Origin of the sequence: Bacillus sp. NPDC057893 (assembly GCF_042796455.1) — a bacterium.
Taxonomy (GTDB): Bacteria; Bacillota; Bacilli; order Bacillales; family Bacillaceae_G; genus Bacillus_A.
In genome coordinates this window covers 862,984-876,797 of sequence record NZ_JBHVNG010000002.1, presented here as the reverse complement: position 1 = coordinate 876,797, position 13,814 = coordinate 862,984, and the positions used below count along the sequence as shown (strand labels likewise).

Here is a 13,814-nt window from a genome sequence, read left to right as displayed (position 1 = left end):
GTAACTCATAATGAATCTCTTAAAATTAGAAATTGTAGTGCTTATTAAGAAATACAAAAAGCTTACGATTGTTGCAGAAAAACTTGGTGTTAAACAACCTACTATTACATTTCATATAAAAAGCTTAGAAGAGGAACTCGGTGTGTCTTTATTTGAATTACGTTCCGGAAGATATTTCTTAACAGAGGCTGGCGAGGCGTTGCATCATTATGCTTGCAAAATAGATGCACTTATGAAAGAAGCTAGACGGGTGACACAAGAATTTAAAGATTTTAATAAAGGAGCTATAACAATTGGCGCTAGTTATGTACCAGCAACTTACCTTTTACCAGAAGTTGTTCACCAATTTCAGTGCGAATTTCCAAATATAAAAATAACACTCATGGTAAAAACTGCGCCTGAAATTCGGACGATGCTACAAAATCATGAAATTGATCTCGGGGTAATTTCTGCGGCGCCGTTTGATGAACCACTTTTAAAACAAACAAAAATAATACCTGATACACTTGTTCTTGCTTTTTCCAAAGAACATCATTTTTCAAAAAAAGAAAGTGTATCCTTACAAGATATCGAAAAAGAACGTATATTATTGCATCGTAATCCATCTACAACGAGAGATTTACTTACACAATGGATGTTATCACATAACATTACTTTCCAATCTGAAATTGAACTTGATTCATTAGAAACGATGAAACAAATTTTAAAATATGGTAATGGGGTTGCCTTTATTTCTAAACTTGCTATTGAACAAGAAGTAGAGCGAAATGAGCTATGCTGTATACCGATCCCAGGATTTGAATTTCAGCGTAATATTTATACCATTCATCATGAGGACAGGTGGAATTCAAAAATAATTTCTTTTTTACTACAAAGTATCACTTCTTTTGCAGCAAAAAGTTAAAAGGCTGTCGTTATACACGACAGCCTTTTTAACTATATCTCTATTTATTTTTCTTTTCCTCAATTTTCACTTGTGCCTCTTCAGCCTTATCTAATGCTTCTGACACTTTTTTCTCTTTTTCTTTTACTTCATCTATACTATCGACAGCTTTAATTAGTTTATCGATTCCTTCTTCATTTACTTTTTTTCGTTTCGCTACTCTTTCATTTACTTTTTCTTCAACGTCTTTTGCTTTTTGAAGCATATTTTCTGCATTTGATTTCACAGCCTTTTCAAGTGCATCATCTTTTTTCTTTTGCAACACTTCATTCGCATCGTCTTTCGTTTCTAAATACTTACCATCTTTTAATGCTGTTGCACCGTGATCTAGTAACTGAGCGACTTCTTTATACGCCTTCGCTTCATTTCCTGATTTTTCTTTTTCCGCTTTTTCAAACCACATAATTGCATCACTATATTTTTCATTTTTCAATGATTGCATACCTGTTTCAATATACGTGTCATAATTACTACATCCAGTCATTACGACTAACAGAAAAAGCATAACAAAACTTAATTTTTTCATGATGTTTTCTCCTTTTCTTTGCCTGCTCACTTTACTGTAACATACATGAAAAGGAGTTTCAAAAACTAAAATACTAATTTGGTCATTTTTATATTGTTAAAATTTTCTTTTAAGCCGATACATCCACTTGTTTTTTCGCCATATGCTGCTTTACTCCAACTAATACAACTAACAATAATCCTCCACCTAATGTCATCATAACAATGCTAGTTGGCAACATATCTAATAATAATCCATATACAATCATACCGAGCGGCGCGATTGCAGTAGCAATAGTTTCAAGTAGGCCGAATACACGCCCTAAATAGCTTGGATCTGTCGTCTTTTGCATATGTACTTGCATCGGGATATTTACGATCATCATTGACATACCAGTTAACATCATAAAAACCATATAGTAAATAAAACTTGCTACTTTCGGAATGGTAACTAACAACGGGAAGACTGTACATAAACTCAAACCCGCAAATAAAAACAGCCCAATATAAATAGAACGAAACGGATTATTCACTTCTTTACGCACTGATAAAGCAATCGCACCAATTAGCATCCCGACTGCTAGCATTCCCTCTACAGTACCGAGTTGCTTTGAAGATAAATGCAATGTTTGGACGATAATGTATGGAAGTGCAACGGTTAGCCCACACGCAAAAAAGTTTACCCATAGCGCAATTTTCATTAAACCATATATTTCATGCTGTCGTTTTATATATGAAAAACCTTCTTTTATACTCGTCAAGAAATGGTCTTTACTCTCAGCCACTTCTTTTTTATATAAATCAAATACGATAAATAATTGCACAATAACTGCTAAAAAGAATGTAATGCTATTTAACAGAAAGAACGACTTAATTGAAAAGAAACCAAATACAACTCCGCCAATAATCGGCGCTAAAATATTTGATAAAGAAGCTGCCGTCTGGTTCAAAGCACTCGCTTTTTGAATACGCCCTTCATCAACTAAATTAGGAATAGATGAAGTAAACGCAACAGAATAAAAACTTGCGCAAATTGATAATAATGCTGCTGATACATAAATAAAAAGGAGTGATGGTCCAAGCATTATTGTAAGAATAAACATAATAAGCATCGTTAAGCTACTTAATAAATCAGTGCCAATGACAAGCCATTTTCGATTGACGCGGTCAGCTACAGCACCTGCAATCGGTCCACAAATCATTCTTGGTATTGATCCGCAAATAAGCGTAATCGCAAATCCCATTCCTGAGCCCGTTGTCTTTAATACGTATAACCCCATTGCAAACGTATAAATACCCGCCCCTAACAAAGACGTCATCTTTCCAATCATCATTAAAATAATATTTCTCGTTGCAATCTTCATTTTCCAATCATTTTGACCTATACTTACATCTTCCATTATGACACTCTCCCCTTAAAAGTTAAATTGTGTTAAACTTATTATATAATCAACTTTCCAATTTTCACAACAAAAAGTTAAATTATATTTAACTTTTTAATTATAAAGGAGCAATGTTATGGCAACTCTCGGCGAAAAAATTAAGGCGTTACGAAAAGAAAAAAAGCTTACGCAAACCGAGCTAGCAGGTTCGGAACTGACAAAAAGTATGCTTAGTCAAATTGAAAATGGAAAAGCTACACCTTCTATGAAAACATTACAATATATCGCTAATAAACTTGGATGTGAAACGAGTTTTTTACTAGAAGAAGATGATGCAGAAATCGTAGAACTTATTCAAAAAATGGAGCAACTTATAAAAGCTAATAAATGTGATAAGGTGTATGAAACTTTACTTCCTATCGTTCAAAAGGAACTCCCTCTCACTTTAAATACTGCCCGATTATATAAACAATTTATTACTGGAGCAGCTATAATGAAAGATTGCAACATTGAATCTTTCGTTGAAAAAGCAACTTCTATTTTTGAAAAATATACTTTATACAGAGACAGTACTGAAACAAAATTAACATTCTCTTATACGTTATTCTCACGTAAAAAGTATGAGGAATGTTTGCAACTTATTGCTCGTATTCGAGATGATTATGAAGCGAACCATTTAGAAATGGATCTTATTATACATATCAGATTGTGCTTAAAAGAAGCCATTATTTTACTCGCATGTGGCAAATATGAGGAATGTGAAAAAATCATATTAGAAGCATTAGCATTTTCAAAAAAACATCAAGTGTATTATAAAACAGATGAATTTTATCGCATATTATCTTATCAAAAAGTCATGACGGCTGATAAAGAACAGTATTTACATTACATTAAGAAATCTGAGCAATTCGCCATTTTTACTGAAGACACTTTATCCGTTGCGATCGTAGATATATTAAAAGCGTATTACTACAACACGATTACTAAAGAATATACAATTGCATTAGAACATGTAGAACAATTTCGAGAAAAACTAAAAGACGAACCGATTTTCCAAGAGGATGGATTGTATTACCTCGAAACCGGAAAAGCTTTGTACGGATTAAAAAAATACGAGGAAGCTCTGAAAGCTTTTCAACATGCTAAAATACCAGATTATATGATGCATCCACTTGATCAAGCATGGCTTACAACGGCAGGTGCATATCGTGCCCTTTGTTATGTAAAACTTAACGATAAGCAAAGAGCTCTTGAAGAAGCAACAGAAGCAGCTCAAAAGATACAACCTTATCCGGATTCCATCTTTTCTTCTTTTATTAAAGAAACATTACAAATAATACAAAAACTTTAAGAATGTCTCGAAATGGTATATTATTCCTCCTTTTTAGCAAAGATAATAATAATGGGAGGAATATAAATGAATATACAACGCGCAAAAGAGCTTTCAGAGTCATCAGAAGAAGCCAATGTCAGTTTTCAAGGCATGCCTGTTATGATTCAACACGTTGACGAAAACAACGAAACCGCCCGCATATATGAAGTAACAAATCCAAGACGCGAATTAACAGTTCCAGTTAATAGCTTAGAGGAAATATAAGCAACGCCACGTGAACCTCTCCACCTAAATCATAGATTTTGATGGAGCATCCTTCATCATAAATACGGTTAACTCAAGCATTTTCACACCACTAGTGCGACCGCCTGAAGAAAACTAATGAATGTAGATAAGGATTGCTGTGTTCTGGCTAAAACTTGAGGTACTTTTGCCTCGAGTTTCAACTTTTTCTTTTCAGAAAAAGCTTTAAGATGCTCACGTAAGAAATAACGTGCACCTATATTGTAAGCTGCATTTAAATCAGCATGGTAGACCTTGCCATTTTGGAATGTTGCGAGGTCTTTTTTATGATTACGTACAACCTCACCTGAGCCATCATAGGCTAGTTTACTAGTATTTGCAGCATTTACTCGGCGAATACGAATTCCTCGGTAGTGCGCCATTTGTTGTACTTTATTTTGAATGCCATTTTTGCACCAACGATGTAATTTTTGTTTGAGTCGTTTGGCTCCGTAAGTGTTAGGTGGAAATTTCATTTCCCCTAAAAATTCAAATACGATCACATCAGCACGGTGCTGTTCCGCAAAGTTTACGATGCGACGAGCTGTATCTATTACGATGTGCTTTTGTAGACCATTTATCTTTCTCCAAAGGTTAGGAGCGGAAATGTACCCATATTTATTTTGTGCGATTTTTACGTTCTTACTCATTCGATCCATCCGGTCTTTTTCTATTGGCTGGTTAATAAATGTACGTCCAATGACAGTTCCATCTGGACGAATGGCAGAACATACCGCAGAATTGGTCATTCCAAGGTCCACAGAAATAATCGTTTGGTCTTTTATGTTTATTTTATTTAACGGAATTTTCTTCTCATAGGAGATAGCTAGGTAGTATTTCTTCCCACTTTTTATCAGCTTTGGGTTGCATTCTTTCCAACCTGAAACGCCTCTCTTTTCTAAATCCATTGGTTTATATGTAATATCTACCCAAACCCAATCTTTTTTTATAAATAACTTTAATTTCGCCTCATGGTTACTTCTTTTTTTAAACATATTACCGCGGTAGAAAACAGGAAATTCATTGTGTTCAAGTTGAAAAAAAGGTGGCCGTTTTGAAAAACGTTTCCCCTCTTGTTTCGCTTGTTCTTTTTCTTCTATCCAGTTTCGGAGTAAGGAACGATAACTTTTCACTTTTCCGAAGGCGGAAGCAATAGCCGCGCGCCTGAAATAACTAGGGAACTTGTAAAACTGTTGGTTGAACTCTTTATATTTAGGAAGTGGGTTTGTTTTCGTCGTATGCGCAACCTTTCAACGGCCGGTACGATTCCTTTTGTATTCCAATCGTCCAAACTTAAAAATTCTTTATCAATCACATTCATAAAATACGAAAGGGCTTCATTAAAAATTTGAATCGTTAGTTCAAATATGTTTGTTTGATTTGTTATTTTATGTTTTAACGTTTTAGATTTTGTCGCGCACATCCAACAAACCCTCCTTCCTTTTCGTATTTGAGTATGTTAAAAATGTAACCTATATTAATTTAGTTGTAAAATATATGCATCTTGTATTAATGAAAACATAAAAAATAGGCTCGTGGAAATTGCCCACAACCTATTTACAAAGTGGAATTATATAATGATTGAAATGAACGGTGAAGAGGATTACATACATATCTCTTTGATATTCCGCCACAAATTCACTTAGCTACTGTTGTGAATAATTTTAAAACCGTCACTTCCCGCTATATACGAAAAGAGTTCCCAGATGAATTGAAACCTTTTTACTGGAAACCGTATTACTCTTGTTTTATATACATAATTGTTTATACAATTATGTATATAACTAATGCAAGCCCTACGAAGAACAATAATAAACTTATAAATCCTCTTCTCACACACTCAATACATACTATTTTCGTTTTTTCAAATAGATCATTAGAAGAACGATACAAATAATAACAATAAGAAAAACGATCATCCAATCTTCTAAAAAGAAAGGTTTTGTAATCATTTCTTTTTCTTTAGTAATGTCATTTATTTTATTTAGCGAACAGTTGGCTATTTTTCTAAAAATAATGTTGTGTTTGTTCAAGCACCGTAAGTATTTTATTATGTTAATCCCTGAACAATATTTCTTTATGCATCAATTAGAGGAAGAAAAAAAGCCGCATGCTTTTTTTCTTTTTATTACATGCTAAAATACAAACTATGAACTACTATTCAAGGGGGAAATTGTATGGAAAAGAATCCACAAAAAATTAATCCTTATTATGCAGTTATATTCACTTCTAATCTATCGAATGATACAACAAACTATAATGCCGTTGCTGAAAAAATGGAAGACCTTGCGAAACAGCAACCTGGATTTTTAGGTGTCGAAGGTGCACGTGATAATTCGGGACTCGGAATTACAATTTCTTATTGGGAGTCACTTGAAGCAATTGAAAATTGGAAAAGGAACGCCTTACATAAAGAAGCGAAAAAAAGAGGCCGTGAGCAATGGTATGAAAACTTCCACCTGCGCATCTGCCTTGTTGAGAAAGAATATAAGTTTCATAGAGGTACATTGTAACTATGAAGAAAAAATTAGCTCTCGTTTCTGTTCATGAAATATACGGTGTGAACGATCATATGCATCATGTTATAGACCGCTTCACTTCATCTCATATAGATGTATTCTGTCCTAATCTTCTACAATTACAACAGGCATTTCATTATAGTAATGAAGAAAAAGCATATCAACATTTTATGAATCACATTGGATTTGATGATGGAAAAGAGCAAATTGAGGACCTCATTACTACCCTTTCCAATAGTTACACACATATAGGACTTCTCGGTTTTAGCGTTGGGGCAACAATCGCTTGGCTCTGTAGTACCAATTCAAAAATAGATTTTATCATTGGGTGTTACGGTTCTCGTATACGCGACTATGTTCACGTGAAACCTTCGTGTGCTACATTACTTATTTTCCCTGAAAAAGAAACTAATTTTTCAGTATGCTCCTTAATGAAAACATTACAGCAACAAGATAATCCTTTATTAGAAATAAAACAACTACAAGGTGAACATGGATTTTTAAATCCATACACTGAAAAATATAACAAGGAATCTACAAAGCAAGCATACAAAATAATAGATTCGTTTCTTATGAAGACAATCTTATAAAGGAGCTTCATATGTCACTAACATTACTATTACTCATTTTCATAATAATTTCCTTTCTTTCAGCATTAGCTCTCATTTTTATGACGGTTAAAAAAGGAATTTTTCTAAACCGACCATACTTACAATCATTCATCGTATGTGCTCTATTTTTTGCGAATTGGATATTATATTTAACAAATTTTTATTCATTGCTACCTGAGAAGGTTAGTCGATTTATATTTCTACCTATTTGGTTTTTCCTCTGTATTTTAGGATGTATCGTTTTCTGGCGCGAATGGAAGAACAATCGTATTTTTTCCATATCTATCGGTTTCCTTTCTTCTATTAGTTTTCTATTTGGATTATTGTTGTTATTTCTTTCGGGAATGTAAAATAGAAGGAAGAAAAGCCAAACATCAACTTTTCTTCCTTCTATTTTTACCTTTAGATTTCACTGTCACTGATTCACAAGGTGTGTAATAAATTTGAGGTGTCGCCTTATCCACAAACATCATAAACGTAATGAAGCCGATAATAAAGAAAATAAATAACGTTAATAAAATTGCTCCTATCGTTAAAAGTATCATAACACCACCCCTATATATTTCATGTTATTACACCTTTCGCTATTATATGAGCTGAATCCTTTTTAGAAAAATAAACGTAACAAAATAATTACAATGACTCCTGTTAATACTGTTCCTAATAAACTACGAGTATATATTGCAACAAGAAATGTTGGAATTGCTGCGATAAGGTAATCCCACTGCACCGTCTCGTGCATAAATAGTACTTGAGCTAAAAGTGCTGCTAATATCGCAATTGGTATGTAATTTAACCATTTTAAACCCCAGTCTGGAATTTGTAGTTTGCTAAATACGAGTAGAGGTAAAATACGTGGCACGAGTGTGACAGCTCCTGCTGCTAGTAAAAGTAATAATACGTCTAATCTCATTTCCATTTTTCAATCACCACTCCAATCGTCGCAGCTAATAAGGTTGCAATGATAACTGCTATACTATCTGGCATAAATAAGTGTGAAACATATGCAATAATAATAGCTACAATTGCAACAGTAAGATGAATTGCTAGTTTCGGTTTGCTACTTATAAGCTGAAGAACAAATAGTCCGATAAACATTGCTGGTAATGCATAATCCATCCCGTACGTATGTGGATCTGGTATCCATTCACCAAAAAGCCCGCCGATAATCGTAGCGATAATCCAATTTAAATATGCTGTTACATTAAGCCCCATCATCCATTTCTCGCCTAAATAGCCTTTTTGCGCTGCTTGTTGCACTGCAACACCGAAAGTTTCATCTGTAATTTGCGAACCAATTATTAAGTTTTTAAATAGAGGAATCTTTGTGAAGTAAGGTGCGAGTGCCGCACTCATTAATAAGTGGCGTAAATTAACAAAGAACACGGTAAAAATAATTGCGGAAGCAGGAGCACCAGCTGCATACATACCAGCTAATATAAATTGGGCAGAACCTGCATAAATTAAAGTGGACATAAAAGCAATTTCAATGATGGAGAAACCAGCTGTTTTCGCAATTACACCAGCCGCTATACCAATGCTCAAATATCCAAATACAGTTGGTAAACAATCCTTTACACCTTGTTGAAATGTATCCTCGCTCTGCAATGTCATATGTGCCTGAGCTTTATTCACCTTTCTCTCCCTCCATTTCTTCCATACTACGTTTTCCTGTTACGACGTGAACTAAATCTATATTCTCTCGCCATAACGTATCTAACTTATCAGCTCCAAATTCCTTCGTAATCTCTTCCACCATAATGTCATGCCGCACATACTCCGTAGCAACGAGAACTAAAGCTGGATCGTACGTTGTAACCGCCCATGAAGTGCTATCATTTGAGAAGTTGGCAATTAACACTTCTTCCCCATCACGTGCGATAACAGTTAAATGACCACCCATTCTCTTTTCAACAACGTGAGGCGTCATATAATTATGATGAAATGTCGCTCCTATTTTTGTTTCTGGGGCACCAAATAAGATTGAAAATATATGTACTCCTTCCGCTTCCTTTTTATGAATAAGCGGTTCAATCTCATGCACTTGATCTTCCCATACAGAAATCCATAACTCTTCCTTTGCTCTACTAATTATATTGCATATTTCTTTCAAAACACGATCATTTGAGCGAATATGCGAAATTACATCAATTTGTCGCTCCTGCTCTAAACAATTTAATTTTCGGTCTAAAAATTCAAATGATTTTTCAAAGTCTTTTCGCATTCGATCCATTAATTCAGTAGCTGGTACTGGTACATATTTCACTGGTTCAGAAGGAACTAAATGTACTGCACCTTTATCCATCAACTTGCCAAGTACTTCATAAATCATTGAACGGGGTACACCTGTTTGTTTACTAACTTCATAACCTGTTACTGGATAATGTTTTAATAAACCAATATACGCTTTACATTCATATTGAGAAAAACCTAACTTTTGTAATTCTTTTATAATTTCATCCATCGGTAATCCCTCACAATCTAAATAACTCTCATTTCAAAACGATGCATTTTATATTAGTAGTTATTACTATACCTACCAATATAAAAAAGAAGACTTATAAAGTCAATTGATAATTCTGAAATTTTAAAACGAAATAAAAAGCCTTCTTGTGAAAGGCTTTTTGTACATACTATTCCACTTATTTTAACTGCAAAGTATTTGATATGTTCCCCTCCAGATGCTCACGTAAGGTTGAACCTGTATACTCTTCCCTAAACACACCTGCTCTCACGAATAAAGGAATGACTTCACTAAAGAACAAATCCAATGATTTTGGAGGCCCCCCTGGAATTGCAATAAATCCATCTAATGCTCCGGCTTCAAACCTATCCATAATTTGCTTACAAACGTCTTGTGGTGTACCAACCGCTACCCAATGAGCAGAACCAACAACTTCTGGTCGTTCTAGTATTTGCTCAACAGTTGGTTCATTTTTTATGATGAAATTCCGTAATAATTCGGCATGTGTTTTACTACGTACAGTTTGATTTCTACTTGGTAGCATATGTTCAGTAACCTTACTTTCTAATGGAAGCCCTCTAACGTCTAACCCGAGAACCATTTCAAGTAAAGCGTACCTCTTCTCTTTTGTAAGATGTTGATGAGCTTGCCTGTGCATTTCTAGTGCTTCTTCATATGAATCACCAATAAAGAAATATAAACCAGGCAATACACGTATATCCTCTTGCTTTCGGCCATGCTTTTCTGCTCTTCTTCTTAAATCTTGACGAAGTTCAATACCTGACTCTACATCTGGCATCGCGGCGAAAATTGCATCCGCAACAGAAGCAGCGAAATTCCGGCCTGACTCTGAAGCACCCGCTTGAAATAAAGGCATTTCCCCAGAAATATGTTGCGGAACATTAAGTGGACCTTTCACCTCAAAGTGTTCACCACTATGCTCAATTGGCTGTACCATCTCTCTAATTACATCTGCGTTGTCTTCTTTTAAAACTTCAAAAGGATGGCTCCTCCAAAGTTTTCTTACTAACTCTGTACATTCTGCTGCTTTCGCGTATCGTTCCTCAGATGGTGGCATCCCTGCCTCACCAAAGTTTTCAGCACCGTCAATTGATGTGACAATGTTCCATCCTACTCGGCCATTGCTAATCCAATTTAAAGATTGTAGTTGCCTCGCTAGTATGTATGGTGGATAAAATGATGTTGAAGCTGTCGTAACGACTCCAATTTTTTCTGTTGCATAAGCGATAGCAGTAAAAAGTAATGTTGGATCTAAAATTACATTCCCCTTATTACGTGCAATTAAATCTGGATGTGCCACTAAATAATCCGCTTTAAAAACAAAATCTAACTTAGCTTTCTCTGCCAGTTGTGCTAACTCTACTTGTTCATCGATTCCTGAATCAAACTTATTCTCTTGTTCTTTCTTTCTAGAAATCAAACATAACCCAATGCAAAGTTGTTTTTTTGTAGACATATATACACACCTTCCCCTTAGTTTTTAATTCACCTAGTTAAACAAGTGCCGCTAACATAACAGATTCCATTATTTTTAAACTTAATAATGATATTGATAATCATTATCATTTTATGATGTAACTGAAACAAAAGCAAGAACAAAAAAAGACTCCCGCTATCGGGAGTCTTTTATCTCAATATTTCATTTGCTTCTTTTTCATAAATTTTATCAAATGAAGTCATAATACGTTGCGATGCTTGAATCATTTTTTGACTCGACATAAGATCTGCCATCTCTTTCGTCATATCCACATTTGAATTTTCTAGCATATGATTTTTTACTATTCCTGTTCCGTTCGGTAAATCAGCGAGGTTACCTTCTGCTAGTGTAAAACTTTTATTTTCTCGTTGCACAAGGCGAGCATTCGTTTCTGCATCTACTGTTTTCGTTTGCAAGCGGCCAATATTATTTTGTGTTACTTCATCGTATAATGTACCGTCTGCTTGTACAGCTACCTTTGCTCCTTCTGGAATACGAATACGTTCATTATTCTCACCCATTACGAAAGCACCAGATGCTGTTTGTAAATAACGATCACTATTTAATGTAAAACTACCGTCTCTCGTTAAAAATGTTTCATCATTTTTAGATGTAACGAAAAATGATGATGTGCCAGCCGCACCGTCGTCTAAAAAGAAATCTGTAGCACTATTTGTCATTTGTATATTTCCTTGCACTAAGTTCACATGCGTCGCAGCTGGTACTACAGCGTAATCAACCGAACCGATATTTGTCATCGCACCGTCACCGCGGCGATATGTGTCTTGTACATCAAATACTTTAGAAGTCATATTTTCTGCTTTAAATCCTGTCGTTTGGGCATTTGCAACGTTATTCGAATGAACATTAATATGCTGCATGTAATTCATCATACCCATAGAACCTATATAAAGACCGTTCATACTCGTTTGAATAAGGCAAGCGCCTTATTCTTCACCTCTTTTCTTACGATGTTTGTAACATTTGTTTTGCTAAATGTTCAGCTGTAGCGATATGTATATGTTGCTTCACATCTTGTCCGTCTGTCATTAATACAATTGGAGCCGATGAAACTGCTGGAATTTTCAACAATTCACCACTACTCGCTGTTTCATCAAATTTCGTAAACACAATACCATCAATATGAATATCTTTAAAGTTCGTAATGATTTCAATCATGTCTTTACTTTTCATAGAAGCTGATAACGTTAAGCAAATATAATCTGGCTCTACTTGTCCCATCGTCTCAATCATTTCTTCAACTGTTTCTGACGTACGATAATTTTTCCCAGCTGTATCTATTAATATATAATCGACACGTGCTTCTTCTTTAAAATAAGTAAGCGCCCTTGCCATTGCGGCTTCATCTCGCACAGCAATTACTTCTGCTCCAATTGTTTTTACGTAATCTTGCAGTTGCTGTACTGTTCCAATGCGAGAGTGGTCTGTTGTAATAAAACCAACCGTTTTTTTCTTACCGTGAAACTGCCACGCCATTTTCGCAAGTGTCGTCGTTTTTCCAACGCCAGTTGGACCGATTAATGCAATTGTTTGTACCTCTTTTTCAAATACGTTTTCAGTATTGAAATGAGATCTCATATCTTCCAATATGTATCCAATGACTTCTTCTTCTGTAATCATCGTTGCATTCTCAAACTTCACTTTTAATTTTTCAGCATATGCATGAATGAAATATTGTTCTACATCGTTTTGTTCTAGCATCCGAATTACTTTTTGAATAATAAACGGTACAGATTCCTGCTTTTCATTTTTTATAGCTACTTCTTCTTTCTTTACAGGAATAGCTTGTTTCACAGCAGGCTGTTTTTTCGTTACTTTCGTCTCCTCCGTACGTTTCACAACGACGATTCCTTTTTCAAACAGTTGTAATAGTTTCTCTTTTTTTCTTGCCCATTCTTCACTATTTCCTGTTTGCATCGCTGCGTACGACATAGAAGTCGTTACGTTTTCTAAATTGTGCAAGACTGATTGAATTCCATTCACCTTCACGATTTCTTCTGAAGGTTCACCTACAACATCCATTAATTGCTCATGAAATTGAGTTGTTCCTTCGCTATTTTCAGCCTGTTTATCTTCAGGAAAAGCGACTAACATTTCATAATTCTTTTTCCAAAAAAACGGAATGTTTCGTTTTACACTTTCATCGACAACGTAGTAATAATCTGTACCATATTGGTCAAATAACTTTCGATACAATTCATTTTTCGAAGCTGCTTTTATTCGCATTAACGCTTCTTTTTTTTCTGTACTTTCCATT

The 13,814-nt window shown here is 34.9% G+C and carries 16 protein-coding genes and 3 pseudogenes; 7 read left to right on the top strand and 12 right to left on the bottom strand.

Features of this window, described 5'->3' with window-relative positions:
• The first annotated feature begins 10 nt into the window (after window positions 1-10).
• On the top strand, window positions 11-904 hold the full coding sequence (locus ACFVQC_RS13305) for a LysR substrate-binding domain-containing protein (protein WP_377898463.1): 894 nt from the start codon (window positions 11-13) through the stop codon (window positions 902-904).
• A 40-nt stretch (window positions 905-944) separates the two neighbouring features.
• Here the strand turns inward: ACFVQC_RS13305 and ACFVQC_RS13300 are convergent, their stop codons facing one another.
• Window positions 945-1,469: a COG3014 family protein gene (locus tag ACFVQC_RS13300; RefSeq protein WP_016094368.1), complete on the bottom strand. Its 525-nt coding sequence runs from the start codon at window positions 1,467-1,469 to the stop codon at window positions 945-947.
• Window positions 1,470-1,578: 109 nt separating this feature from the next.
• Window positions 1,579-2,847, bottom strand: coding sequence for an MFS transporter (locus tag ACFVQC_RS13295; protein ID WP_377898462.1), 1,269 nt, complete (start codon window positions 2,845-2,847; stop codon window positions 1,579-1,581).
• Window positions 2,848-2,965: 118 nt separating this feature from the next.
• Between ACFVQC_RS13295 and ACFVQC_RS13290 the strand changes: the two genes are divergently transcribed.
• Both ACFVQC_RS13290 and ACFVQC_RS13285 read left to right on the top strand, forming a co-directional pair.
• Window positions 2,966-4,180 carry a transcriptional regulator gene (locus ACFVQC_RS13290; RefSeq protein WP_002064679.1) on the top strand — a complete coding sequence of 405 codons (1,215 nt, stop codon included), beginning with the start codon at window positions 2,966-2,968 and terminating at the stop codon, window positions 4,178-4,180.
• A gap of 66 nt (window positions 4,181-4,246) precedes the next feature.
• Window positions 4,247-4,426, top strand: a complete 180-nt coding sequence (locus ACFVQC_RS13285; RefSeq protein WP_002064678.1) for an H-type small acid-soluble spore protein — start codon at window positions 4,247-4,249, stop codon at window positions 4,424-4,426.
• Window positions 4,427-4,509: 83 nt separating this feature from the next.
• On the opposite strand, the pseudogene ACFVQC_RS13280 reads toward ACFVQC_RS13285, so the two are convergent.
• Window positions 4,510-5,613, bottom strand: a pseudogene (locus ACFVQC_RS13280) (RNA-guided endonuclease TnpB family protein); the annotation flags it as partial.
• Window positions 5,574-5,867: a hypothetical protein gene (locus ACFVQC_RS13275; RefSeq protein WP_377898461.1), complete on the bottom strand. Its 294-nt coding sequence runs from the start codon at window positions 5,865-5,867 to the stop codon at window positions 5,574-5,576. The gene ACFVQC_RS13275 and the pseudogene ACFVQC_RS13280, both read right to left, overlap by 40 nt.
• A gap of 112 nt (window positions 5,868-5,979) precedes the next feature.
• Here ACFVQC_RS13275 and ACFVQC_RS13270 point away from each other — a divergent pair.
• Window positions 5,980-6,341, top strand: a pseudogene (locus tag ACFVQC_RS13270) (transposase).
• Here ACFVQC_RS13270 and ACFVQC_RS13265 read toward each other — a convergent pair.
• Window positions 6,295-6,405: pseudogene (locus ACFVQC_RS13265) on the bottom strand (class C sortase); the annotation flags it as partial. The pseudogenes ACFVQC_RS13270 and ACFVQC_RS13265 overlap by 47 nt on opposite strands.
• Before the next feature lie 216 nt (window positions 6,406-6,621).
• Here ACFVQC_RS13265 and ACFVQC_RS13260 point away from each other — a divergent pair.
• The 3 genes from ACFVQC_RS13260 to ACFVQC_RS13250 are packed head-to-tail and all read left to right on the top strand — an operon-like array spanning window position 6,622 to window position 7,924.
• On the top strand, window positions 6,622-6,957 hold the full coding sequence (locus tag ACFVQC_RS13260) for an antibiotic biosynthesis monooxygenase family protein (RefSeq protein WP_377898460.1): 336 nt from the start codon (window positions 6,622-6,624) through the stop codon (window positions 6,955-6,957).
• Between the two features lie 2 nt (window positions 6,958-6,959).
• Window positions 6,960-7,553: a dienelactone hydrolase family protein gene (locus tag ACFVQC_RS13255; RefSeq protein WP_377898459.1), complete on the top strand. Its 594-nt coding sequence runs from the start codon at window positions 6,960-6,962 to the stop codon at window positions 7,551-7,553.
• Window positions 7,554-7,564: 11 nt separating this feature from the next.
• Entirely contained in the window at window positions 7,565-7,924 is a 360-nt protein-coding gene (locus ACFVQC_RS13250) for a hypothetical protein (RefSeq protein WP_377898458.1), read from the top strand.
• A gap of 24 nt (window positions 7,925-7,948) precedes the next feature.
• On the opposite strand, the gene ACFVQC_RS13245 is transcribed toward ACFVQC_RS13250, so the two are convergent.
• From ACFVQC_RS13245 to flhF, 7 genes are all read right to left on the bottom strand, one after another.
• On the bottom strand, window positions 7,949-8,119 hold the full coding sequence (locus tag ACFVQC_RS13245; protein ID WP_000602235.1) for a DUF3951 domain-containing protein: 171 nt from the start codon (window positions 8,117-8,119) through the stop codon (window positions 7,949-7,951).
• 62 nt (window positions 8,120-8,181) lie between these two features.
• Complete coding sequence (locus ACFVQC_RS13240) at window positions 8,182-8,493, bottom strand: AzlD domain-containing protein (RefSeq protein WP_367963217.1); 312 nt, start codon at window positions 8,491-8,493, stop codon at window positions 8,182-8,184.
• Entirely contained in the window at window positions 8,484-9,188 is a 705-nt protein-coding gene (locus ACFVQC_RS13235) for an AzlC family ABC transporter permease (RefSeq protein WP_372708546.1), read from the bottom strand. The genes ACFVQC_RS13240 and ACFVQC_RS13235 overlap by 10 nt, the downstream gene beginning before the upstream one ends.
• Window positions 9,189-9,201: 13 nt before the next feature.
• Window positions 9,202-10,038, bottom strand: a complete 837-nt coding sequence (locus ACFVQC_RS13230) for a TrmB family transcriptional regulator (protein ID WP_283747325.1) — start codon at window positions 10,036-10,038, stop codon at window positions 9,202-9,204.
• Between the two features lie 178 nt (window positions 10,039-10,216).
• Window positions 10,217-11,515, bottom strand: coding sequence for an NtaA/DmoA family FMN-dependent monooxygenase (locus tag ACFVQC_RS13225; protein ID WP_377898457.1), 1,299 nt, complete (start codon window positions 11,513-11,515; stop codon window positions 10,217-10,219).
• 170 nt (window positions 11,516-11,685) lie between these two features.
• Complete coding sequence (locus tag ACFVQC_RS13220) at window positions 11,686-12,459, bottom strand: flagellar basal-body rod protein FlgG (RefSeq protein WP_002064667.1); 774 nt, start codon at window positions 12,457-12,459, stop codon at window positions 11,686-11,688.
• 43 nt (window positions 12,460-12,502) lie between these two features.
• Entirely contained in the window at window positions 12,503-13,813 is a 1,311-nt protein-coding gene (flhF, locus tag ACFVQC_RS13215) for a flagellar biosynthesis GTPase FlhF (RefSeq protein WP_377898456.1), read from the bottom strand.
• Window position 13,814: the final 1 nt, after the last annotated feature.